At 60.7% G+C, this 24,054-nt stretch carries 21 protein-coding genes and 1 tRNA gene; 12 read left to right on the top strand and 10 right to left on the bottom strand.

From position 1 onward, the window contains the following. The first annotated feature begins 21 nt into the window (after nt 1-21). The 6 genes from AACX78_RS20505 (at nt 22) to AACX78_RS20480 (ending at nt 5,112) form a co-directional block, all read left to right on the top strand. Nucleotides 22-1,083 carry a polyamine ABC transporter substrate-binding protein gene (locus AACX78_RS20505; protein ID WP_219593972.1) on the top strand — a complete coding sequence of 354 codons (1,062 nt, stop codon included), beginning with the start codon at nt 22-24 and terminating at the stop codon, nt 1,081-1,083. Nucleotides 1,084-1,158: 75 nt separating this feature from the next. Next, entirely contained in the window at nt 1,159-2,313 is a 1,155-nt protein-coding gene (gene potA / locus AACX78_RS20500; protein WP_005318332.1) for a polyamine ABC transporter ATP-binding protein, read from the top strand. Beyond that, a complete protein-coding gene (locus tag AACX78_RS20495; protein WP_005318334.1) occupies nt 2,310-3,215 on the top strand; it encodes an ABC transporter permease subunit in 906 nt (301 codons plus the stop codon). Before potA ends, AACX78_RS20495 begins: the two co-directional genes overlap by 4 nt. A gap of 73 nt (nt 3,216-3,288) precedes the next feature. Next, nucleotides 3,289-4,131, top strand: a complete 843-nt coding sequence (locus AACX78_RS20490; protein WP_005318337.1) for an ABC transporter permease subunit — start codon at nt 3,289-3,291, stop codon at nt 4,129-4,131. A 45-nt stretch (nt 4,132-4,176) separates the two neighbouring features. Next, nucleotides 4,177-4,881 carry an MOSC domain-containing protein gene (locus AACX78_RS20485; RefSeq protein WP_159167249.1) on the top strand — a complete coding sequence of 235 codons (705 nt, stop codon included), beginning with the start codon at nt 4,177-4,179 and terminating at the stop codon, nt 4,879-4,881. Between the two features lie 154 nt (nt 4,882-5,035). Beyond that, a tRNA-Pro gene (locus AACX78_RS20480) sits at nt 5,036-5,112 on the top strand. 303 nt (nt 5,113-5,415) lie between these two features. Here AACX78_RS20480 and AACX78_RS20475 read toward each other — a convergent pair. Continuing rightward, nucleotides 5,416-5,943: an AbiTii domain-containing protein gene (locus AACX78_RS20475; protein WP_005318344.1), complete on the bottom strand. Its 528-nt coding sequence runs from the start codon at nt 5,941-5,943 to the stop codon at nt 5,416-5,418. A 124-nt stretch (nt 5,944-6,067) separates the two neighbouring features. Then, entirely contained in the window at nt 6,068-6,532 is a 465-nt protein-coding gene (locus tag AACX78_RS20470; protein WP_059111850.1) for a thioesterase family protein, read from the bottom strand. A 133-nt stretch (nt 6,533-6,665) separates the two neighbouring features. Here AACX78_RS20470 and recQ point away from each other — a divergent pair, with 133 nt between their 5' ends. Further along, on the top strand, nt 6,666-8,489 hold the full coding sequence (recQ, locus tag AACX78_RS20465; protein WP_113721301.1) for an ATP-dependent DNA helicase RecQ: 1,824 nt from the start codon (nt 6,666-6,668) through the stop codon (nt 8,487-8,489). 103 nt (nt 8,490-8,592) lie between these two features. Here the strand turns inward: recQ and AACX78_RS20460 are convergent, their stop codons facing one another. Continuing rightward, complete coding sequence (locus AACX78_RS20460) at nt 8,593-8,895, bottom strand: c-type cytochrome (protein WP_021138464.1); 303 nt, start codon at nt 8,893-8,895, stop codon at nt 8,593-8,595. A gap of 104 nt (nt 8,896-8,999) precedes the next feature. On the opposite strand from AACX78_RS20460, the gene AACX78_RS20455 reads away from it, so the two are divergent. The 3 genes from AACX78_RS20455 to AACX78_RS20445 all read left to right on the top strand — a co-directional run bounded on the left by AACX78_RS20455 (nt 9,000) and on the right by AACX78_RS20445 (nt 11,646). Then, the gene (locus AACX78_RS20455; protein WP_159167248.1) at nt 9,000-10,427 is read left to right on the top strand and encodes a protein adenylyltransferase SelO; all 1,428 of its coding nucleotides are present in this window, start codon (nt 9,000-9,002) and stop codon (nt 10,425-10,427) included. A gap of 10 nt (nt 10,428-10,437) precedes the next feature. Beyond that, entirely contained in the window at nt 10,438-10,725 is a 288-nt protein-coding gene (locus AACX78_RS20450) for a DUF3630 family protein (RefSeq protein WP_096118931.1), read from the top strand. Nucleotides 10,726-10,971: 246 nt separating this feature from the next. Beyond that, nucleotides 10,972-11,646, top strand: a complete 675-nt coding sequence (locus AACX78_RS20445; RefSeq protein WP_059111846.1) for a 7-cyano-7-deazaguanine/7-aminomethyl-7-deazaguanine transporter — start codon at nt 10,972-10,974, stop codon at nt 11,644-11,646. Nucleotides 11,647-11,917: 271 nt separating this feature from the next. On the opposite strand, the gene rraA is transcribed toward AACX78_RS20445, so the two are convergent. Next, nucleotides 11,918-12,403 (bottom strand): ribonuclease E activity regulator RraA, encoded by a 486-nt coding sequence (gene rraA / locus AACX78_RS20440; protein ID WP_005318362.1) that lies wholly within the window; start codon nt 12,401-12,403, stop codon nt 11,918-11,920. A gap of 145 nt (nt 12,404-12,548) precedes the next feature. Between rraA and AACX78_RS20435 the strand changes: the two genes are divergently transcribed. Then, nucleotides 12,549-14,402: a methyl-accepting chemotaxis protein gene (locus AACX78_RS20435; RefSeq protein WP_159167247.1), complete on the top strand. Its 1,854-nt coding sequence runs from the start codon at nt 12,549-12,551 to the stop codon at nt 14,400-14,402. Between the two features lie 65 nt (nt 14,403-14,467). Here AACX78_RS20435 and mgtE read toward each other — a convergent pair whose 3' ends face one another. The 6 genes from mgtE to AACX78_RS20405 form a co-directional block, all read right to left on the bottom strand. Continuing rightward, nucleotides 14,468-15,892: a magnesium transporter gene (mgtE, locus tag AACX78_RS20430; RefSeq protein ID WP_059168226.1), complete on the bottom strand. Its 1,425-nt coding sequence runs from the start codon at nt 15,890-15,892 to the stop codon at nt 14,468-14,470. Nucleotides 15,893-16,042: 150 nt separating this feature from the next. After that, nucleotides 16,043-17,449 (bottom strand): siroheme synthase CysG, encoded by a 1,407-nt coding sequence (cysG, locus tag AACX78_RS20425; protein WP_159167246.1) that lies wholly within the window; start codon nt 17,447-17,449, stop codon nt 16,043-16,045. A 12-nt stretch (nt 17,450-17,461) separates the two neighbouring features. After that, a complete protein-coding gene (gene nirC, locus AACX78_RS20420) occupies nt 17,462-18,274 on the bottom strand; it encodes a nitrite transporter NirC (protein WP_159167245.1) in 813 nt (270 codons plus the stop codon). Nucleotides 18,275-18,325: 51 nt separating this feature from the next. Next, complete coding sequence (gene nirD / locus AACX78_RS20415; protein ID WP_159167244.1) at nt 18,326-18,643, bottom strand: nitrite reductase small subunit NirD; 318 nt, start codon at nt 18,641-18,643, stop codon at nt 18,326-18,328. Then, nucleotides 18,643-21,189, bottom strand: coding sequence for a nitrite reductase large subunit NirB (gene nirB, locus AACX78_RS20410; RefSeq protein ID WP_201302910.1), 2,547 nt, complete (start codon nt 21,187-21,189; stop codon nt 18,643-18,645). Before nirB ends, nirD begins: the two co-directional genes overlap by 1 nt. Nucleotides 21,190-21,490: 301 nt before the next feature. Next, nucleotides 21,491-22,411, bottom strand: a complete 921-nt coding sequence (locus AACX78_RS20405) for a LysR family transcriptional regulator (RefSeq protein WP_159167242.1) — start codon at nt 22,409-22,411, stop codon at nt 21,491-21,493. Nucleotides 22,412-22,601: 190 nt separating this feature from the next. On the opposite strand from AACX78_RS20405, the gene AACX78_RS20400 reads away from it, so the two are divergent. Beyond that, nucleotides 22,602-23,996 (top strand): MFS transporter, encoded by a 1,395-nt coding sequence (locus AACX78_RS20400; RefSeq protein WP_159167241.1) that lies wholly within the window; start codon nt 22,602-22,604, stop codon nt 23,994-23,996. Nucleotides 23,997-24,054: the final 58 nt, after the last annotated feature.

The raw sequence follows: 24,054 nt of genomic DNA, 5'->3' as shown, positions 1-24,054 counted from the left end.
CACACAACCAAGACTGTGACTATGACCCTGGCCCTGGGGTTGGCAAGCCTGGCTCATGCCGCCCCCGTGGTTCATTTCTACAACTGGTCCGATTATATCGGTGAAACCACTCTCAGTGATTTCCAGCAGGCAACCGGGATCAAGACCGTCTATGACGTGTTCGATTCCAACGAGACCCTGGAAGGCAAGTTGCTGACCGGACGTACTGGTTACGATCTGGTGGTGCCTTCCAACAACTTCCTGGCCAAGCAGATCACGGCAGGTGCATTCCAGAAGCTGGATCCCGCCCTGCTGCCCAATCTGGTCAACCTGGATCCCGTCTTGCTCAAGCAGCTCGACAAGGTGGATCCGGGTCACCAATACGCAGTCCCCTATCTGTGGGGAACCAACGGCATCGGTTACAACGTCGACAAGATCAAGGATGTGCTGGGAGTCGACAAGATTGACTCCTGGGCTGTGATCTTCGAACCGGAAAATATGCAGAAGCTGTCCCGTTGCGGTGTCGCCTTCCTCGATTCGGCGGACGAGATGATCCCGGCAGTGCTCAACTACCTCGGACTCGATCCCAACAGCCATAAGCCGGAAGATATCAAGCGTGCCGAGGAACAGTTGCTGAAGGTGCGGCCCTATGTGACCTATTTCCACTCATCCAAGTACATAGCCGATCTCGCCAATGGCGACATCTGTGTGGCGGCCGGTTTCTCCGGCGACATATTGCAGGCAGCGGCCCGTGCCGACGAGGCGGGCAAGGGGATCAATATTGCCTACAGCATCCCGAAAGAGGGGGGCAATCTCTGGTTTGACATGATGGCTATCCCGGCGGATGCCACCAATGTGAAAGAGGCGCATGCCCTCATCAACTATGTGCTCCAGCCCGAAGTGATCGCCAAGGTCAGCAACTATGTGGGCTATGCGAATCCCAATGCCAAGGCGGGAGAGTACATGGACGAGAGCGTGCGAGATGACGAGTCAGTCTATCCACCCCAGGCGGTGCTGGAACGACTCTATGTGCAGCAAGCGCATCCCCGGGCGGTGCAGCGTCTGATCACCCGGAGTTGGACCAAGATCAAGTCCGGAACCTAACCTTGGCGCCCACCCCGGGGCGCCAGATTGTTTATGGATCGGCCAAAGGCCGGTATCACGTTTGGGAGTTTGGTAATGGCGATAGCCTCCAGTGCCTACAAGAAAGCCCTCGAGGGCAACCAGCAGCGCAAAGAAGTGCTGGTCAAAATAGATCGGGTAAGCAAGCAGTTCGATGAAACGCTGGCGGTCGACAACGTGTCCCTCAACATCCACAAGGGGGAGATCTTCGCCTTGCTGGGAGGTTCCGGCTCCGGCAAATCGACCCTGCTGCGGATGCTGGCGGGATTCGAGCGCCCCACAGAGGGGCGGCTGTTCCTCGATGGCGTCGACATCACCGACATGCCGCCTTATGAACGTCCCATCAACATGATGTTCCAGTCCTATGCCCTGTTCCCCCACATGACGGTGGCGCAGAATATCGCCTTTGGCCTCAAGCAGGATGGCCTGCCCAAGGCGGAGGTGGATGCGCGGGTGGAAGAGATGCTCAAACTGGTGCAGATGGCCCAGTATGCGCGCCGCAAGCCGCATCAGCTCTCCGGTGGTCAGCGTCAGCGGGTCGCGCTGGCTCGTTCCCTGGCCAAGCGCCCCAAGCTGTTGCTGCTGGACGAACCCATGGGGGCGCTGGACAAGAAGCTGCGTTCACAGATGCAACTGGAGCTGGTGGAGATCATAGAGCGGGTCGGCGTAACCTGCGTCATGGTGACCCATGATCAGGAAGAGGCCATGACCATGGCCGAGCGGATCGCCATCATGCACCTCGGCTGCATCGAGCAGATAGGCAGCCCGATGGATATCTACGAAACCCCGGCTAGTCGGCTGGTGTGCGAGTTCATCGGCAACGTCAACCTGTTTGACGGTCTGCTGGTGGAGGATGAGCAGGACCATGCTACCATCGCCTGCGCCGATCTGGAACAGCCCATCTACGTGGGCCACGGCATCAGCTCCCGGGCCGAGAACAAGAAGGTGACCTACGCGCTGCGGCCGGAAAAACTGCTGATGAGTACCCAGAAACCGACCGAGATCGAGCATCCGGACTTCAACTGGACCAAGGGTGAGGTCTATGACATCGCCTATCTGGGTGGTCACTCGGTTTATCATATCCAGCTGCCCTCGGGCAAAATCGTTCAGGCTTTCATCGCCAATGCCGAACGCCACGGCAAGCGGCCAACCTGGGATGACCAGGTGTTCCTCTATTGGGAAGATGACAGCGGCGTGGTGCTGCAATCATGAAGGCATTGAGACGACTGAAGCGACTGGGTGGGCGCCAGCTGGTGATCGGCATTCCGTTCTTCTGGCTGTTCCTCTTCTTCCTGCTGCCCTTCATCATAGTGGTGAAGATCAGCTTCGCCGAAGCGGACGTGGCGATCCCGCCTTATACCGACGTGGTGAGCTGGGCCGACAATCAGCTCACCATACTGCTCAACCTGGGCAACTACCTGTTGCTGCAGGAGGATGAGCTCTACATAGCTGCCTATATTGGCTCCCTCAAGATAGCCTTCATCAGCACAGTGCTCTGTCTGTTGATCGGCTATCCCATGGCCTACACCATAGCGCGCGCCAACAAGGAGACCCAGACGGTCTTGTTGTTGCTCATCATGATGCCAACCTGGACCGCCATTCTGATCCGGGTCTACGCCTGGATGGGGATCCTCAGCAACAACGGCCTGCTCAACAGTCTGTTGATGGGCATCGGCCTCATCGACGAGCCGCTGCAGATCCTCAACACCAACCTGGCTGTCTACATCGGCATCGTCTACTCCTACCTGCCGTTCATGGTGCTGCCGCTCTATGCCAATCTGGTCAAGCATGACCAGAGTCTGCTGGAGGCAGCCTCCGATCTCGGTGCCCGCAACCTGACCCGCTTCTGGCGGATCACTGTGCCCCTCTCCAAGAACGGCATCATTGCCGGCTGCATGCTGGTGTTTATCCCGGTCGTGGGTGAGTTCGTGATCCCGGAGCTGCTCGGTGGCCCGGAGACCCTGATGATCGGCAAGGTGCTGTGGCAGGAGTTCTTCAACAACCGCGACTGGCCGGTGGCCTCTGCCCTGGCGGTAGTGATGCTGGCGGTGCTGATAGTCCCCATTATCCTGTTTAACCGCAACCAGGCTAAGGAATTGGAGGGCAAGGTATGAAGAAGGAACTGCTGATAGTCCCTCTGTCATCCCTGTTCAACTGCAACCAGGCTAAAGAGCTGGAGGGCAAGATATGAAACGTTTCGGTTTTGCCAAGATGATGCTGTGGCTGGGGTTGCTGTTTATCTACCTGCCCATGGTCATCATGGTGATCTACTCCTTCAACTCCTCCAAGCTGGTGACGGTATGGGGAGGCTGGTCCCTCAAGTGGTACTTCGGCCTTCTCGATAACAAGCAGCTGATTGGATCCGTGCTGCGCTCGTTGGAGATAGCGCTCTACACTGCGGTTGCTGCCGTGGCGCTGGGGACTGTGGCTGCCTTCGTGCTGACCCGGATCCCGCACTTCCGTGGCCGGACCCTGTTCGGCGGCATGGTGACGGCCCCCCTGGTGATGCCCGAAGTGATCACGGGTCTGTCGTTGCTGCTGCTGTTCGTCGCCATGGCGCAACTGGTGGGCTGGCCTGCCGAGCGTGGCATGCTGACCATCTGGATTGCCCATACCACCTTCTGTACCGCCTATGTGGCGATCGTGGTATCGGCGCGACTGCGGGAGCTGGATCTCTCCATCGAGGAGGCGGCCATGGACCTGGGAGCCAAGCCCTGGAAGGTGTTCTTCCTGATCACCATCCCCATGATCGCTCCTTCGCTGGCGGCGGGCGGCATGATGTCGTTTGCCCTGTCGCTGGATGATCTGGTGCTGGCGAGCTTTGTCTCGGGGCCGGGCGCGACCACCTTGCCGATGGAAGTTTTCTCGGCAGTGCGGCTCGGGGTGAAACCCGAGATCAACGCTGTGGCCAGCCTGATCCTGCTGTCAGTGTCGCTGTTCACTTTCAGCAGCTGGTATCTGATGGCCAGGGCGGAAAAACGTCGCCGTGCCGAGATCGCCATGACCACCCAGATGCAGGCAGTCGCCTAACCTCGTGCTAATATCCGCATTCTCTCGTCAATCCGGAGGATGAGAATGCGGATCTCCATCTTTAGTGGCCAGGGTACCGAACTGGTACCGGGCCTGGTCAGTGCCATCAACAAGCAAGCCACGACCATACCGCTCTGGTGCAGTTTTGGCGGCCTGGGTGGCGATGAGCAAAGTGACCCACGTCATCATGGCGGCCCGGATAGGGCGCTGCACTACTACCCTGCCGATCACTACCCCTGGTGGCACAACTGGCAAACCGCCATGGGCCTTGCTGCGCCCCGCACACCCTGGCAACCCGCCGCTTTTGGCGAGAATCTGTCCGGCCTTGGGTTGACCGAGGAGCAGGCCTGTATTGGTGATGTCTATCGGCTCGGTGAGGCGCTGATCCAGATAAGCCAGCCCAGGTCCCCTTGTTTCAAACTGAATCTGCGCTTTGGTTACCCCCAGTTCTCTCAGGTGATGCAACTCAGTGGTCGCTGTGGCTGGTTGTTGCGGGTGCTGGAGGAGGGGATGGTCGTACCGCAAGAGACGATGGAGCTGGTCGACAGACCCTATCCTGCTCTGACTGTGAAGCGCACCGCCGACATATTGTTCAACCAGGTGCGCAACGAGGCGGATCTGCTGTTGCTGCTGGAAAACCCGGCGCTCTCCCCCAATTGGCGCCAGCATGCGGCCAACTGGCTGGAACATGGTGTGGTGGCTGATTGGCAGCGCCGTTTGCTGGGCCCGGCCGAATTTCAGTTTTCCTGAGGTAGGTTGGAAAAATGTCACAGCGGTGCCCCCTTTCTGTGAACCCTGGGCCAAAGCGTTGAATAGTTGAACCAATGGCCACTTTTTTCCTGTCAAACGTAAAAAAGGCTTGTGTCATGTCAGGGCTTTAGGTAAATTATCGCCCCGCAGACATCGGTGTGTAGCGCAGCTTGGTAGCGCACTTCGTTCGGGACGAAGGGGTCGGAGGTTCGAATCCTCTCACACCGACCATATTAGAAAAGGCCGCTCAATGAGCGGCCTTTTCGCATCTGGATTTTGTTGATCCTCGGTACGAAAAATATTGCTGGTTGCTGGTTGCTGGTTGCTGGTTGCTGGTTGTGACCGAGGCATATCGATACCGAGACAGCTTTTCTTTTCTCTTTCCTCTTCTTGCCATCGTGTTGCGCAGCCATTAAAAGGGCCACCGCTCGGTGGCCCATGGGTGGAGTCTGATCCTGACTCCGGCACTCTAGATTGTGGCAATTTCGCTATGGGTCTTGTCTATGGTGCCCTCCTTGCGCGCCAGGCGCTTACTCAGATATGCCAATGCTGATGCCGCAATGCCTTGAAGCTGTGTTGAGGTTGCAAGGCCGCGTGCTTGGGGTACTCACTAATGAAATGTTCGATTCCCTCCATCAGTTGTGAACGTAATGAAGACACGGGCTCATGCCAGGCTTGCAGGCATAAATGGCCGGGGATCAACTGCTCCTGATAATCTTCCAGCAGCTGTTCTGGCCAGGGTTCAATACCGGAATTGCGTTGCAGTAGATAATGGGCGGCGGGTTCACGGGCATAAATGAACTGAATCTGGGCCAGATCGCGTTGGCTTAGCGTTTGACTGTTTATGTGACAGGTCAAATATTTTCCCGTCTTCAGATCCAAGAAGTGACCGCGTTGCCGACAGGCTACGATGCGATACCAAGGCAGGTGCGAACAGAGAGAGTATCCCTCAAGCTCCTGTTCCAGCCAGTGGCGACACTCGGGTGTCTGCACCTCGTCGAGCATGGACTCGAGCTGTGTCAACAAGGCTCTGGATGGTTTGGTGGCCAGTTTCGCACTCATCGCCTGCAATCCTCCCTCTGCACACAATCCCGAATTTCAGTATGGACCAGTGGGCGGCAGAGGGGGTAACGATTCTAATGATTAAAATCAGATTAGCAGCGTGGTTTTTATGCAATAGGTGGGGTCAGCCCACCAGATAGGTTCCGGTACCGAAGGCGATGTGGGTGCCCTCTTCGTTGTGCAGTTCCATCCGGGCTACGGCGACCTTGCTGCCAGCACGGATGATGTGGGCGGTGGCGATGAACTCGTTGCCGCGGCCCGGGCGCAGGTAGTCCACCCGCAGGTCTATGGTGCCGAGGCGGGAGAATCGCTCCTTGAGGTAGTTGGGGGAGAAATCTTCCAGCTCATCAATGCAGGAGGCGGCGACTATCATGCCGCCGGCCACATCCAGCAGGCTGGCGGTGACGCCGCCGTGCAAGATGTTGTGGAAGGGGTTGCCGATCAGCTTGTCATCCATCTTGATGCGCAGCTCCACCTTGTCGAAGTCGTAGTGGGTCACCTGCATGCCAATCAGCTTGTTGAACGGCATCCGCTCTGCGAACAGGTTGGCAATGCCACTGAGCGCCATCTTCTTCAGCATGTGTTTCATTCTCTGATACCGATCCCTGTCATCAAAGCCGAGTAAAAACTCCAGCCAGTCTGCAACACTTCCTTAACAGTCGCAATGGCAGGTTTATTGTGAGCGGCGGCTGCTTTAGAATGGCGACCCCAAAGGAGAGCCCATGACCGTCATTGCCGAAACCCTGCCCGATACTCCACTTGCCTTGTTGCAGGCGGTATTCGGCTACCAGCAATTTCGGCCGGGCCAGCTGGAGATCATCGAGCAGATAGTGGCGGGACGCGATGCCATGGTGCTCAAGCCCACAGGTGGCGGCAAGTCACTCTGCTTCCAGATCCCGGCGCTGCTGCGACCAGGGCTGGGCGTAGTGGTCTCCCCGCTTATCTCGCTGATGAAGGATCAGGTCGACAGCCTGCGCGCCAACGGTGTGGCGGCCATCTACATCAACTCGGCCCTGAGTCGGGAGGAGATGATCCAGAACTTTGCCGCCATGCGTCGCGGCGAGATCAAACTGCTCTACGTCTCCCCCGAGCGCTTGTTGCAGCACGAGTTCATGGATCGGCTGGCGGAGCTGCCGCTCGGCCTGTTCGCCATCGACGAGGCTCACTGCGTCTCCCAGTGGGGTCACGATTTTCGGCCGGAATACGCGGCGCTCGGCCGGCTCAAGCAGTGGTTCCCCCAGGTGCCCGTGGTGGCGCTCACCGCCACCGCCGACGAGGCGACCCGCAGCGACATGCTGCACCGATTGGAGCTCAATGATCCCTTCATCCATACCGCCAGCTTTGACAGGCCCAATATCCGTTACAGCCTGGTGGAGAAGTTCAAGGCGGCGGAGCAGCTGCTGCGCTATGTGCAGAGCCAGAAGGGCAACTGCGGCATCGTCTACTGCTCCAGTCGCAATCGGGTGGAGGAGGTGGCCGAGCGCCTCTCCCGCCACGGCAGCAAGGCCGCGCCCTACCACGCCGGTCTGCCCCTGGCCCAGCGCCAGCAGACCCAGGATGCCTTCCTCAAGGATGACATCGAGATAGTGGTGGCAACGGTGGCGTTCGGCATGGGGATCGACAAGCCGAACGTGCGCTTCGTGGTGCACTACGACATCCCCAAGAACATCGAATCCTACTATCAGGAGACGGGCCGGGCCGGCCGTGACGGTACCCCGGCCGAGGCGCTGCTGCTCTACGATCCCGCCGACATAGGCCGGGTGCGGCGCCTGCTCGACAACATAGAAAACCCGCAGCAGTTGCAGGTTGAGCAGTACAAGCTCAACGTGATGGCGGCCTTCGCCGAGGCGCAGACCTGCCGCCGTCAGGTGCTGCTCAACTACTTCGGTGAATACAACGACAAGCCGTGCGGCAACTGCGACATCTGTCTGGATCCACCCAAGAGCTACGATGGCACCGAAGATGCCCAGAAGGCGCTCTCCTGCGTCTGGCGGGTGGGTCAGAGCTTCGGGGTGGGCTATGTGGTGGAAGTGCTGCGCGGCTCTCTCAACCAGCGCATCAAGGATCACGGCCACGACAAGCTGTCGACCTACGGCATCGGCAAGGATCAGAGCCACGAATACTGGATGAGCGTGATCCGCCAGCTGATCCACAAGGGGCTGCTGACCCAGAACATCACCCGCAATCTGGTGCTGCAGCTGACCGAGGCGTCCCGCCCTGTGCTGCGTGGCGAGATGAAGCTGGAACTGGCGGTGCCGCGGCTGCAACCCATCTCCAGTCGCAAGGAGAAGCGCAACGGCCTGCTGGACAACGCCAACTACGACAAACGGTTGTTCAAGGAGTTGCGCGGCCTGCGCAAGCAGATCGCCGAAGACGAAGAGGTGCCGCCCTACGTGGTGTTCAACGATGCGACCCTGGTGGAGATGGCTCAGCTGATGCCGATGACCGAGGCTGAGATGCTCGCCATCAACGGCGTCGGGCATCGCAAGCTGGAGCGCTTCGGCGAAGCCTTTATGGACCTTATCATCGACTACTGCCGGCGGTAGGCAATGACTCCAACCTCCCCCTCAAAAGGGCGGGAGGGGAGGCGAAATTTTTCACCTCCAACTCTGGGCAAGATGAGGGCCGGGGTCGTCTGGGTAAGGCGGGTTATTTCAAGCTGGCATAGAAGGCAGCCAGATTTTCCATGTCTGCTTCGGTCAAGGGGGCCATAAAAGGCACCATCAAGGGCTCCTGGCGGCTGCCATCCTTGAAGGCTTTCAGCTGTTTCACCAGATAGGCGTGGTTCTGGCCAGCCAGATGGGGATAGTTGGGGATCAGTGCCTTGCCTTCTACCCCGTGACAGGCAGCACAGACAGCCGCCTTGGCCTTGCCCGCTTCGATGTCGGCGGCCTTGGCCAGATGTCCCCAAGCCAGTGCCAGCAGCGGCAGGGCATACACCCATCTTTGCATCTTCTTTTCCTTGAAATGAAATAGCGCAATCGCCTGTTAGCCGAACTCGGCCGACGGCGGTATAAAGAGTGACACGAGCATACGCAGGGACGAATCGCACCACCATGAAGCTGATCAACACTTTTGCCACTGAATTGCCCTGGGCTTGTGAGCCTGTCGTCCCCCAGCCACTGCGTGAACCTAGGTTGCTGCATCTCAATCGTGGCCTGCTGGCCGAGCTGGGGCTGGATGGTGTCAGTGACACTGACTGGCTTGCCTGTTGTGGTCTGGGGAAGCCGCTGCCTGGCATGCAGCCTGTGGCGCAGGTCTATGCGGGCCATCAGTTTGGTGGTTACAGCCCGCGCCTCGGTGATGGCCGCGCCCTGTTGCTGGGGGAGCAACTGACCACCGATGGCCAGCGCTGGGATCTACATCTGAAAGGGGCGGGCAAGACGCCCTTCTCCCGCTTCGGTGACGGCCGGGCCGTGCTGCGATCCAGCATCCGCGAGTATCTTGCCTCAGAGGCGCTCCATGCCCTCGGTATCCCCACCACCCGCGCACTGGTGCTGGTGGGCAGCAAGGAGCCTGTCTACCGGGAGCAGGAAGAAACGGGCGCAACCGTGTTGCGTACCGCGCCCAGCCATCTGCGCTTCGGTCACATCGAATATTTTGCCTGGAGTGGTCAGGGGGAGAAGATCCCGGCTCTCATCGACTATCTGCTGCGTTACCACTTCCCTGAACTGGACAACGGCGCCGAGCTGTTTGCCGAAGTCGTGCGCCGCACAGCACGGCTTATCGCCAAGTGGCAGGCGGCGGGTTTCTGCCACGGTGTGCTCAATACCGACAACATGTCCCTGCTTGGTTTGACTCTGGATTACGGTCCCTACGGTTTCATTGATGCCTATGTGCCGGATTTTGTCTGCAACCACTCGGATCCGGATGGTCGCTATGCACTGGATCAGCAACCGGCGGTGGGTTACTGGAATCTGCAAAAGCTGGCTCAGGCGCTGGCCGGGCATGTCGACGGCGACGCCCTGGCCACCTCGCTTGCCCAGTACGAACATCAGCTGATGCTGCACTACTCCGAGCTGATGCGAGCCAAGCTTGGGTTGACGCAGTGGGAGGAGGAAGATCCCGCCCTGTTCCGCCAGCTGTTCCAGCTGCTGGCGAGCCAGGGGGTGGATTATCATCTCTTCCTGCGCCGCCTGGGTGAGGTGACAGGGAAGGGGGAGTGGCCTGTCTCTCTGCTGGCCTTGCTGCCGGATCCTGCCCTCTGGCAGGGATGGCTTGAACTTTATCGGGTCAGGCTGATCCGGGAGGGGAGCGAGGATGCTGTCCGCAAGGCACAGATGGATGCCATCAATCCCAAGTACGTGCTGCGCAATGCCCTGGCCCAGCAGGCGATAGATGCCGCCGAGAGTGGGGATATGACCCAGTTCGAGCGGCTGCTTGCTGCCTTGCAGCAGCCCTATGATGAACAACCCGAATATGCAGATCTGGCTACGCCCGTCCCTCAGTGGTATTGCGGTGGTGAGCTTTCTTGCAGTAGCTGAGGAATAAACCATGAATTGGCGCGTGAATCGCATCGAACTGGAACAAGGCGTTGTGATGCTGGATTGCCCGGGACTCTGCTGGGATACCTTTCCGGCGCTGGCCGAGGGCTTGTTGCAGGAGTGGGAGTTAGGGTTTGTCGACAAGGAGTGGGGCGCCGATCGTCACAGCTGGCGGCTGGAATTTGAAGGGAGTCAGCTCAGGCTGGAATATGAGCACTACAGCGGTTGCTGGCTGGCGGCAGTGCAGCCGGCAGATCGCGAGGTGGTGATCTGGCTTGGCCGACAGCATAAAGATTGAACTATCGGTTTGGGGCCTATGGTCTTGTTCCTTAGGCGACAATGGGCACTGGCCGAATCAGCAGCATAAAGATTGAACTATCGGTTTGGGGCCTATGGTCTTGCCCCTTAGGCGACAATGGCCGCTGGCCGGATCAGCAGCATAAAGATTGAACTATCAGTTGGGGGGCGTATAATCTCGCCCCTCAATTATCGCCAATGGTGGCGGTATGGGTTCCCTAACCCCATTAACCAAAAAGGTCACAATATGAATTTGACCCCTGCTCAGCACCGCACGGCGCTGGTGCGCCTCTCTTTGTTCCACATACTGATCATTGCCAGCAGCAACTATCTGGTGCAGCTGCCGATCACCATTTTCGGCTTTCACACCACCTGGGGGGCATTCAGCTTCCCGTTCATCTTTCTGGCCACCGACCTGACGGTGCGGATCTTCGGTGCCGGCCTGGCACGCAAGATTATCCAGACAGTCATGCTGCCTGCGCTGACGGTGTCCTATGTCCTCTCGGTACTGTTTTTCGAAGGCAGTTTCCAGGGGGTCGGTAATCTGGCCGAGTTCAACCTGTTCGTGGCGCGCATCGCTCTGGCCAGTTTCATGGCCTATCTGGTGGGCCAGTTCATGGATGTGGTGGTGTTCAACCGGCTGCGCCTGCTCAGGGCCTGGTGGGTGGCGCCAGCTGCCTCGACCCTGTTTGGCAATCTGGTGGATACCATCGCCTTCTTCAGCATCGCCTTCTGGCGCAGCACGGATCCCTTCATGGCCGAGCACTGGGTCGAGATCGCCACCGTGGACTATGTATTCAAGTTGCTGATAAGCCTTGGGTTGTTTGTACCGCTCTACGGTGTTTTGCTGCGTTACCTCAGCCGCAAGCTGGTGGGTGAGGCCGGATTGGCCGGTCTGCAAACGGCGACGCGCCAAGCCTGACGAGATTGACCACCCCGGCGGTGGTCAATTTTTTTGCACTTTCGGAAAATAAGGGTTGCTTAGTTAAATGAGAATGATTATTGTTAACTTGTTTTCCGGGAAAGACTTCATTCGTTCCAACGTGATGGACTTCTTGTGAAGGCACGACATTGCTCACATTGCTTCCAGTTATAGGGCCAGTTCTTCTGGCCCTCTTTTTTTGTCTTTTTTTCAGCAAGTTTCAGCCATAAAAAATGGGAGCCAGGGCTCCCATCGTCATGTTGATTCCGGCTTACTCGATATCGAGTGCCTCAGGGGAGAGGATCACCCCTGTGGTATCTGCGTAGAGATGATCATCAGGCAGGAAGGTGACGCCACCGAAGTTGACCGGCAGATCCGTCTCTCCCACGTCCTTGCTGTCGGCGCCGACCGGAATGGCCGCCAGTGCCTGGATGCCGATATCCAGATCTTCCAGGATGTCGACTTCGCGCACGCAGCCATAGCAGACGATCCCTTCCCACTCGTTCTCGGCGGCCGTGGTGGCAATGTCGCTGTCGATCAGGGCACGGCGCATGGAGCCACCGCCATCGATCAGCAGCACGCGGCCGACGCCGTTCTCTTTGACGAGCTCACGAATAAGACCGTTTGATTCGAAGCATTTCACCGTGGTGATGACGCCGCCGAAAGAGGCGCGGCCGCCGAAGGAGCAGAGCATGGGTTCGAGCACATCCACCATGTCCTGATAGATGTCGCACAGTTCTGAAGTGTTGTATTCCATTGTGTCAAATCCACCGCTGGAAACAGGTGGAACCAGTATAAGGAGTGGGACTGGCATTTCAATGAATATTCCTTGAACAACAACAGGGATAACGTTTTCTGCATAAGCTCAATGCAGTCCATCCCTTGTTTGTGAGAGGCCCATAGTGTTGATCCGTCATAAATTGATCCTGAATACCGCGCTGGTGGCCGTTGCCATGCTGGTGCTGAGCGCTCTGTTCCTCTACTCCAGCCAGGTAAGCCGCCACCTGGCTGAAGCCCAACGCAATGTGGACGGGCTCGAAATCGCCATGTTGAACCTGCGGCGTGCCGAGAAGGATTTTCTGATCCGCAAGGATCTGACCTTCGTCGAGCGCTTCAATAAAGAGTTGACTGATTTCCACACCCTCAACCGGACTCTGAGCACAGATGACAACATCAGCGTCGTGCACGGTGAACTGGCCCGGCTGGATCAGCAGATGGGGCTCTATGGCAAGGCCTTCAACGATCTGGTGACCCAACAGCAGACGATCGGGTTGGGGCCGGAAGATGGGCTTTATGGCCGCTTGAGAGCGGCGGTGCATCAGGTTGAAGAGGGGCTCAAACAGCTGGATCAGCAAGGGCTGCTCGTCACTATGCTGCAACTGAGACGGGCGGAGAAAGACTTCATGCTGCGCTCCGACATCCAGTATCTGGAGCGTTTCCAGACCCTACACAAGAGCTTCCAGGATAATCTGGCAACATTGCCGGAGGCTGACCGTGGCAAGCTGGAGCAGGCCAGCCAGCAGTACCGGCAGGACTTCGTTGCCCTAGTGCAGGGGATGCAGGTGCTGGGACTGAAAGAGGATGAGGGACTGCGCAACCAGATGCGGGATCTGGTGCATCAGACCGAGCAGGGCTTTGCGGCTGTCGGCCAGCATATTGCCGACGAGCTGGTACGGCAGACCTCCCGCCTCAACAGTCTGATGCTGGTGTGTGGCGGCGTGATCATAGTGCTGATTGGCGTCATGAGCGTACTGCTGGGTCGCAGCATAGACAGACCCATCTCGCGGGTGAATGACACAGTCAATCGCATCCGTCAGGACAATGACCTGCGCCTCAGGATTGAGTTGAAAGGGGCTGACGAGATGGCCCAGCTGGCGGGCAATCTGGACGTGATGCTGGGCGGCTTTCGCCATCTCATCGGCGACGTGAAGCAGAGCGTGCATACCCTGACCGAGGCGGCGGATCACCTCTCCAGCAACGTCAGGCGCACGAGCGAAGGGGCGTCAAGGCAGTTGCAGGAGACAGACCAGGTGGCGACGGCCTCCACCGAGATGGGTTCCACCATAGAGGAGATAGCACGCAACACTGAGCAGGCTGCCAACAATGCCCAGGCGACCAACATCAAGGCGATGGAGGGGCGCACCGCGGTCGAAAACACGGTTCGCCAGATCCGCTCGCTGGCGGGCAATCTGGAGAGCTCCTCCCGCGAGGTGGCCCAGTTGCAGAAAGAGAGCGAGACCATAGGCTCTGTGCTGGACGTGATCCGCGGCATTGCCGAGCAGACCAACCTGCTGGCCCTCAATGCGGCTATAGAGGCGGCGCGGGCGGGAGATCAGGGCCGTGGCTTTGCGGTGGTGGCAGACGAAGTACGCAGCCTCGCCATCCGTACCCAGAAGTCGACCCAGGAGATCGCCGGCATCATCAGCTCGCTGCAAAAACAGACCGGCAGCATAGTGGGCATGATGGCAACCTGCCGGGAACAGGGCAACAGCAGCTCGGAGCAGGCCAGCACGGCGGGTGATCTGCTGGGGCAAATCACCCAGGATGTCACTCACATCATGGACATGAGCACCCAGATCGCCGCCGCCATCGAGCAGCAGAGCCTGGTGGCCAACGAGGTGAATCGCAACGTGACCAACATCCGTGATATCGCCCAGGAGTCGAGTCTGATGGCGGAGGAGAATGCCAAGTCCAGCCATGGGTTGACCGAGCAGGCCAAGCTGCTCCACCAGGCGGTGGCCAAGTACCGGGTGTAGCTGCCCGAGCGGGATAGTCAAAGGGAGCCATAGTGGCTCCCTTTGTTGTTTGAGGCTGGTCGTTCCTAGATGAGGAACAGGGTGGCCAACCCGAGGAAGATGAAGAAGCCGCCGGTATCCGTGATGGCGGTGATCATCACGCTGGCGCCTATCGCGGGATCCCGGCCGAGACGGGTCATGGTCATGGGAATGATGACCCCCATCAGGGCGGCGACCAGCAGGTTGATCATCATTGCCAGCGTCATCACGGCACCCAGCGCCGGATCCTGATAGAGCAGATAGGTCGCGACCCCCATGGTACCGCCCCACACCAGGCCGTTGACGAGTGCCACCCCCAGCTCACGCCACAGCAGGAAGGAGATGTTGCCCGCCTGGATATGCTGCAGTGCCAGTGCGCGGACTATCATGGTGATGGTCTGGTTGCCAGTGTTGCCACCGATCCCTGCGACTATGGGCATCAGGGCCGCCAGCGCCACCAGTTGCGAGATGGTGTGCTCGAACAGGCCTATGACCCGTGACGCCACGAAGGCGGTACAGAGGTTGATGGCGAGCCAGGCCCAGCGGGTCTTGACCGCCTTGCTGACCGGGGCGAACAGGTCTTCATCTTCGCTGATACCCCCCATGCGGCGCAGGTCTGTGTCACTCTCTTCATACACCAGGTCCACCACCTCGGCGACGGTGAGGCGACCCATCAGCTTGCCCTTGGCATCCACCACAGCCGCGGAAATCAGGTCATCCCGCTCGAAGGTTCGGGCCGCCGCTTCATCGTTGTCTTCCGGGTCGAAGGTAACGGGATCCCGCTCCATGACGTTGGCGACCAGGGTATCCGGTTTGTGCAGCAGCAAAGTGGTGAGGGGCAGCTCCCCCTGCAGGCGGTTGCGCCTGTCGATGACGAACAGTTTGTCGGTGTTGACGGGGATCTTGCCGCGCAGGCGCAGGTAGCGCTGCACTGTCGCCAGGCTCACCTCGGCTCGCACCGTGATGATCTCGAAGTCCATCATGGCGCCGACAGTGTGCTTGCCGTAGCGGATCACGTCCCGTACCCGGTCGCGCTGGGGCGGGGCCATGGAGGTGAGCAGGCGGCCCATCAGGTTGCGAGGCAGGTATTGGCCCAGATAGATCTGATCGTCGATATCAAGGGAGCGCAGTGCATGTAGCAGCGCCTTGTCGCTCATGCCGTTGATGAGGCTGTCCCACACAGTCTCCGATGCCTCGACCAGGATCTGGCCATGCTTCTCTTCATTCACCAGCTGCCACAGCGCGTGCCGCTCGTCCGGCGGCAGGGATTCCAGGGTATCGGCGACGTCGGCGGCGGGCAGTCGGTTCACCAGACGGATTATTTCGCCAGTCTGGTCGCGCTGCGCTGCATCCTGTGCCGACTGGGGGTCGAGCAGGCTGTCGGTGAGGGCATCGTCGGCCAGCAACAGGGTGAGGATGCGCCTTCTGTCTTTTTCACGCTGTTTGGCGCTGTTCTTGACGGGGTGAGACATGAAACGGAATTCCTGAAATCGGTTGGCCGGATGACCTCCCCATAGGATACCAGACTCAAAACAGGAGGTTATGACCATGAGTGCCGTCAGACGTCATAAAAAACCGCCGCCATGATGGCGGCGGTCTGAATGGACTGGCAGATAGCGGGTTCAGGCCAGTGCGGCGGCTTGCATCCCATGGTTGGTCTGACCGAACCAGGCGAGCTTGTCGGCCAGGGTTACCACGGAGCCTACCATGATAAGAGCGGGACTCTCGACCCCGACGGCCAGCTCCGGCAGCTGGTCGAGGGTGCCGCGGATGACCCGCTGGCGAGGCTGGGTGCCCCGCTCGATCAGCGCCACCGGCGTTGTGCCCGCCTTGCCGTGAGCCGTCAGCTTCTGGCGTATGGTGGCGCACGATGAGAGTCCCATGTAAAACACCAGAGTCTGTTGATCCCGAGCCAGCAGGGGCCAGTCCAGATCCTGGGTGCCACCCTTGCCGTGGGCGGTGACGAAGCGCACGCTCTGGGCGTGATCGCGATGGGTGAGAGGAATGCCCGCATAGGCCGCGCAGCCGCTCGCCGCCGTGATCCCCGGCACCACCTGGAAGCCCACGCCGCTGCCGACCAGCGTCTCCAGCTCCTCGCCGCCCCGGCCGAAGATGAAGGGGTCGCCCCCTTTCAGCCGTACTACCCGCAGCCCCTTCTTCGCCTCTTCCAGCAAGAGTTGGTTGATGCCCTCCTGGGGCACGCAGTGGTTGCCCGCCTGCTTGCCGACGAAGATGCGTTTGGCATCGCGGCGCACCAGCGCCATCACCTCGTCGGAGACCAGCCGGTCATGGACCACCACGTCAGCCTGCTGCATCTGGCGCAGGGCGTGCAGGGTGAGCAGACCGGGATCCCCCGGGCCTGCGCCCACCAGAATCACTTCCCCCTTGGCACCGGCATCCTCGGCAAACAGAGCATCGGCCAGCTGGTTGGCCGATGCCTTGTCACCCCGTGCCAGCGCCTGACCGAGCCGGTCGGCGCCAAGCAGCCGCTCCCAGAACTGGCGCCTCTCTCCCATGCTGGCGAAACGGGCCTTGACCCGCTCACGCAGGCCGCCGGCAAAGGCGGCCACAGCGCCCAGGTGCTGGGGCAGCAGGGCCTCCAGTTTTTCGCGCAGCAATCGGGCCAGCACCGGGGCCTTGCCGCCGGAGGAGATGGCCACCATCAGCGGTGAGCGGTCGATGATCGACGGCATGATGAAGCTGGAGCGTTTGGGATCGTCCACCACGTTGGCGAAGATGCCCGCCTGGTTGGCGCTCTGGTAGACCAGCGCATTGACTTCACGCCTGTCGGTGGCGGCCACCACTAGCCACTTGCCCGTCAGGTGTGCCGGCTCGAACTCGGCAGCCAGCCAGTCGATAGTCCCGCTGGTGGCCAGCGCTGCCAGTTCGGGGTCGAGTGCGGGAGAGACCACAGTCAGGCGGGCACCGGCGTCCAGCAGCAGGCGCGCCTTGCGCTCCGCCACCTCACCGCCGCCGACCAGCAGTACGGGTTTGTTGTCGAGTCGGCAAAAGATGGGCAAGTAGTCCATGGGGCCTCCGGATCAGGCGGTTTGGGTCTGGCTGGTGGCGGCGTTGGCGTCTGTCACTGCGACCGGACGATCCGCTTTCGGGGTGGCATACCAGTAGCCTAGTCCCATGAAGAGGGCGCCGGAGACGGTGTTGCCGAGTGTCACCCACAGCAGGTTGTGGCCTATGCCGCCCAGGGTGTAGGCCTCGGAATGGGCACCGAACCAGGAGAGGGCGAACAGCGTCATGTTGGCGACCGAGTGCTCATAACCGGAGGCGATGAAGGCCAGCAGGCACCACCAGATGGCGATGAACTTGGCGGCACCTTCGATGCGCAGTGCCATCCAGATGGCGAGGCAGACCAGCCAGTTGCACAGCACACCTTTCATGAACAGGGTCAGGGCCGGTGCCTGGGTCTTGGCCAGCGCCACCTTGTGGGCCAGGCTGCCCGCATCCGGCAGCAGGCTGCCGCCGTAGGAGTAGATCAGCGCTACCGCAATGGAGCCGAGCAGGTTGCCGGCCCAGGTCTGGGGCAGGATACGCAGCAGATCGGTCATGGTGATCTTGCCCGTCTTCACCCCGAAGGTGAGGAACATGGTATGGCCGGTGAACAGCTCGGAGCCGGCGATGATCACCAGCGTCAGGGCGATGCCGAAGGTGGCTCCCATTACCAGCGGGCGAATGCTGGGGTCGACCAGGTTGCCCAGGGTGAAGATGAGGATGATGCCCAGGCCCACATAGGCCCCCGCCATGGCGGAGCTGAGCCAGAAGCCCAGCTTGTCGCTGCGCTCAAAGCGGTTGATGCGGGCCGCGTTGGCGGCGCACTTGTTGATGGTCTCGGTATACATAGGTGTTCTCTTTAAGGGGGCCGCCCGCGGGCAGCCCCGATATTCATGGAGTTAGACGGCGACCCAGACTTGTTGATCGCGTACCTCTACGGCAAAGGAGGCAATCGACATGGCCGGATTCTCGAAGCAGTGGCCATCGCTCAGACGAAAGCGCTGCTTCTTGAGCGGGCTGGCAACCCAGAGCGCGCCCTCGTGTTCGCAGATCAGGCCCCGCGACAGTACGTTGGCGGCGAAGAAGGGGTCCCGGTTGTCGATGGCGAACACCTCGGCCGCCGCGCTCGGGCGGAACAGGGCGATCTGGCGCCCTTCCAGCAGGGCACAGACGCCCGTGCCTGGAAAAATCTCATTGAGTTGACAGGCTAATTTCATCACTTTGCCTCCACTTCGATCTGGTAGACGGGAATGCGCTCCGCCGGAGTGGCGGGCCTGTGCTGATCGCGCTCGCTGACGAACTGCACGTCCGGGTCACGCTTGCCGCTGTTGATGAAGTGGCTGAAGCGCTTGAGCTGCTCCTCTTCATTCAGGGTGCGGGACCACTCGCACTCGTAGCTGTCGATCAGCACCTGGATGTCGCGCTCCAGGGTGGCATTCAGTCCCAGCTTGTCGTCGACGATTACCTCGCGCAGGTAGTCGACACCCCCTTCCAGGTTGCCGAGCCAGACCGAGGTGCGCTGCAGCTTGTCGGCGCTGGTGACGTAGAACATCATGAAACGGTCGATCAGCTTGATGAGGGTTTCCCGATCCAGGTCGGAGGCCAGCAGGTCCGCGTGGCGCGGCTTCATGCCGCCGTTGCCGCCCACATAGAGGTTCCAGCCTGCGTCCGTGGCTATGATGCCGACATCCTTGCCCTGAGCTTCCGCACATTCGCGGGTACAGCCGGAGACACCGAACTTCATCTTGTGGGGGGTGCGAATGCCCTTGTAGCGGTTCTCGAGGAAGACCCCGAGGCCGACGCTGTCCTGCACGCCGAAGCGGCACCAGGTACTGCCGACACAGGTTTTGGCCATGCGCAGCGCCTTGGCGTAGGCCTGACCTGTCTCGAAGCCCGCGGCCAGCAATTTCCGCCAGATGGCGGGCAGATCATCTTTTTGGGCACCGAACAGGCCGATGCGCTGGGCGCCGGTGATCTTGGTGTAGAGCTTGTAGTCGCGGGCCACTTCGGCCACCGCCAGCAGGCCTTCCGGGGTCACTTCACCACCGGCCATGCGCGGGATGACGGAGTAGCTGCCGTCCTTTTGCATGTTGCCGAGGAAGATGTCATTGGTGTCCTGCAGCTGGGTGTTGAGCGGGTTCAGCACATAGTCGTTCCAGCAGGAGGCGAGGATGGAGCCGACCGTGGGTTTGCACACCTCGCAGCCATAGCCGTGTCCGTGTCTGGCCAGCAGCTCGTTGAAGCTCTTGATCCCTTCCACCTTGACCAGGTGGAACAGCTCCTGGCGGGAGTGGGGGAAGTGGGCGCAGAGGTGGTTGTTGACCTCTATGCCCTGCTTCACCAGCTCGGCGTTGAGCACCTGGCTGATGAGCGGCACGCAGCCGCCGCAGCCGGTACCGGCCTTGGTGTGCTGCTTGATGGCGGCCAGCGTGGTGTGGCCCTCGGCGACCGCCTGGGCTATGTCGCCCTTGGATACGTCGAAGCAGGAGCAGATCTGGGCGGTGGACGGCAGGGCATCTACTCCCAGGGTCGGCTTGGCACCGGCATAGGCGGGCAGGATCAGGGTATCCGGGTGGGCGGGCAGCGGCATGGCGTTGAGCATCAGCTGCAGCAGGTTGCCGTAGTCATCCACATCGCCAACCAGCACGGCACCGAGCAGGCGGCTGTTGTCTTCGCTCACCACGATACGCTTGTAGACGCCGGCCTGATCGTCCTGGAATACATAGCTGTGGCTGCCGGGGGTGCGGCCATGGGCATCGCCGATGGAACCGACGGAGACGCCGAGCAGCTTGAGCTTGGCGCTCATGTCCGCCCCTTCGAAGCGGCTGTCGCCGCCGAGCAGGTGGTCGACCGTGATCTGGGCCATCTTGTAGCCGGGCGCCACCAGGCCGAAGAAGCGACCCTGCCAGGCGGCGCACTCACCGATGGCATAGATGTCGGGATCCGAGGTGAGGCAGTGATCGTCGACAGCTACGCCGCCGCGCTCGGCTATGGCCAGTTCGCAATAACGGCCGAGGGTGTCCTGTGGGCGTATGCCGGTGGAGAAGACCACCACATCTACTTCAAGCGTGCTGCCGTCGGCAAAGGCGAGGCGATGCCGGGCGTCACGACCGCCGTGCATCAGGATCTCGCTGGTGCTCTTGCTGGTGTGAACCTGCACCCCCATGGATTCGATCTTGCGGCGCAGCAGCTGGCCACCCTGACCGTCGAGCTGCTCCGCCATCAAGACCGGGGCAAACTCCACCACATGGGTCTCGAGGCCGAGCGCCTTGAGAGCGCCGGCCGCTTCCAGGCCGAGCAGGCCGCCCCCAATGACAACACCACTCTTGCCGCTCTTGGCGGCGCTGCGGATGGTTTTCAGATCCTCTATGGTGCGATAGACGAAGCACTCGTGGTGCTGACTGCCTGCAATGGGCGGCACCCAGGGGTAGGAGCCGGTGGCCAGCACCAGCTTGTCGTAACCGACCACAGTGCCCTTGTTGGAATGTACTTCGCGGGCCGCCCTGTCAATTTTTTTCACCGCTTCGCCGAGCAGCAGGCGGATGCCGTGCTTCTCGTAAAAACCGGGTTTGACGAGGGAGAGATCTTCGCTGGTGTGGTGGGAAAAGTAGGAGGAGAGATGGACACGATCGTAGGCGGGACGCGGTTCTGCACCGAAGACGGTGATCTCGAACTGGTCCGGATCGGCCCGCTCGATCAACTCTTCGATGAAGCGGTGCCCCACCATGCCGTTCCCTATGACGGCCAGCCTGACTTTGCTCATGATTGCCTCTAGTTTGGAGTAATAAAACATCATTCTGAGGCTAGGCTACCCAGTCGCAGGGACGGGACGATTGATGCAAATCAAGTGTCTATTTATATATCTCCTCAGGGGTAATTCGATACAATTCAGAGCTATACATAAATAGGTATACCAGTGGTGCGTTCTGGGCTTTGGCTGTCACGGGGCAAGGGGGGGCAAGAGGGGGAGCCCGTCTGGCCAGGCATAATGAAAGAAAACACCTCGGCAGAGGTGCTTTCACTGTGTGGCATCTGGGTGGTGCTGCGGATTATGGTGGCGCAGATCACCGCTCTTTCGGAGTGGCCTGATAGGGGGCGCGGGCGCAGGTTTCGCGGATGATGGTGCGCAGCCAGCGATGGGCCGGATCGGTGTCCAGCCGTGGGTGCCAGAGCAGGGCCAGAGTGATCCTGGGCAAGGTAAAGGGCAAGGGCAGAGTCACCAGATCGGCGTGCAGGGAGGCGCAGTGCAGGGCTGGTACTGTCGCCACCAGATCGCTGCCCCGCACCAGCGCCAGCGCAGTGGCAAACCCCGGCACCAGGGTGGCGATGGCACGCTCCAGCTTCAGGGCGGCGAGCGCCTCGTCGACGGGGCCGTGCTCCTGCCCGCGCCGCGACACCAGCACATGGCGGGCGGCGGCATAGCGGGCGGCGGTCAGGGGCCCCTCGCACAGTGGATGACCCGGCCGTACCACGGCGACGAAGCGATCTTGGAACAGCGCCTGGGTGCGCAGCTCGGGCGCCGTATTGGTGCCGATCACGCCGGTTTCAAAATCCAGCTCACCGCTGCGCAGGGGCTGGCTCTCCTTGTCGGGCTTGGCCATGAAATGCAGCCGCACCCCGGGCGCCTCGGCGGCGAGCCGCGCCAGCAGGGCCGCCCCGACACTCTCCACGAAACCGTCACTGGATCTGAGACGAAAGGTGCGCACCAGGTGGGCCGGATCTATCTCCTGCTGGGGGCGCAGTACGGCTTCGGCCTCCTGCACCAGCTGGCTGACCCGCTCGCGCAGGGCCAGGGCGCGTGGTGTTGGCACCAGCCCCCGGCCCGCGCGCACCAGCAGCGGATCCCCCGTGGTGTCACGCAGGCGGGCCAGCGCCCGGCTCATGGCGGAGGGGCTGAGTTTCAGCCGCCTGGCCGCCCCGGCCACGCTGCCCTCATCGAGCAGCGCATCCAGGGTCAGCAGCAGATTGAAATCGGGGGTGGTCATGGTCGTGCCCTCGCCGAGCCGGGTGTTAGGGGTGACCAACCTGATGGCGGTCGGTTGGATTCATCATACGCGAGAATCCGGCTCTTCATATGGCGTGCCGTGCAGCTATAAGTTGCAAGCCGTGCGTCTTCCGCCAGATACACGCTCTGACTAGCCTTGTCGGCATCATAGTTCGCCGGAGGTCATGCCCATGTCACATTCCATCAAAATCCCGACGCCTTTTGCCCGCCGTGTTGGCCTGCTGGCACTCGGTCTTGCCACCCTGTTGCCCATGCTGGCGGGGAGCATGGCCAACATGGTACTGCCCGCGTTGGGACAGGTATTTGCCGTCCCCTTTGCCAGCGTGCAATGGGTACTGGTGGCCTATCTGCTGGGGATCACCTGCCTGACAGTGGTGGCTGGCAGGCTTGGGGACAGGTTTGGCCGGCGGCGTTTGCTGCTCTGGGGCATGGCGTTGTTTGCATTGGCGTCCCTGCTGTGCGCCCTGGCTCCCACCATAGGTTGGCTGATTGCGGCGCGCGTCCTGCAGGGAGCCGGTGCTGCCTGCATGCTCTCTCTGGCGCTCGCCATGGTGGGGCAGCTGGTGCCACCAGAGCGGCGTGGCTGGAGCATGGGACTGCTCGGTACCCTGTCGGCCTGTAGCACAGCCCTTGGCCCCTCGTTCGGCGGCCTCTTGATCGGGGCGTTTGGCTGGCAGGCTCCCTTTCTGCTGCTGGTGCCCGTCAGCCTGCTGGCACTGGGTGCCGGCATGCTGGGTCTGCCACCTGAGGGCGCTTTGCCACAAAGAGAGAGGGTGAACCTGGCGAGTCTGTCGATGCTGGTGATGGCGCTGCTCTGCTACGGGCTGGCGCTGACCTCGGGAGGGATTTTGGCGCTGGGGTTGTGGGCGGGGGCTCTGCTTGTCACTGCACTGTTCATTCGCCGCGAGCGCCTCGACCCCTCTCCCCTGTTGCCACTGGTGCTGTTGGCCGAACCCAGGCTCAGGGGCGGCTTGCTCGCCAGTGCCCTGGTGGCCAGCGTCATGGTGGTGACATTGCTGATCGGCCCCTTCTACCTGAGGGGCGTGTTTGACCTCGATATGGCGACGGTCGGGCTCATGATCTCGGGGGGACCCCTGCTGGCCGCCTTGACGGGTATGCCTGCCGGCTGGCTGGTGGACAGGTTTGGCGTGCTATGGGTCGTTCGGCTGGGGTTGGCTGTCATGGTCATAGCAGCCCTTGGACTGGCAACCCTGACGGCAGGATATGGTCCGCTCGGCTATCTGTTGCCCATACTGCTGCTGACGGCCGGTTATGCATTGTTCCAGACCGCCAACAACAGTGCCGTGGTCGGTGGGGCGAGTGAGCAGGCACGGGGGGCCGTTGCGGGCTTGTTGACCCTGTCGCGCAATCTGGGTCAGCTGACGGGAGCAGCCGGGCTCGGTGGCCTGTTTGCCACTCTGGTGGGGACGCACAATCTGAGCATGGCCATGCCGACCGATCTGGTGTTCGGTACTCAGGTTACCTTTGCCCTGACCGGCCTGCTCACAGGGTTGGCGCTATGGCTGGTGGGGCGCAGACGAGAGGAGGCACTGGCGGTGGTGTGAGGATCATGAGACACAAAAAAGACGCCTCCATAGTGGAGGCGTCCAGAATAGTCAGTGC

Origin of the sequence: Aeromonas sp. 9A, assembly GCF_963900955.1 — a bacterium.
GTDB lineage: Bacteria > Pseudomonadota > Gammaproteobacteria > Enterobacterales > Aeromonadaceae > Aeromonas > Aeromonas salmonicida.
This window is presented reverse-complemented; position numbering and strand designations above follow the sequence as displayed.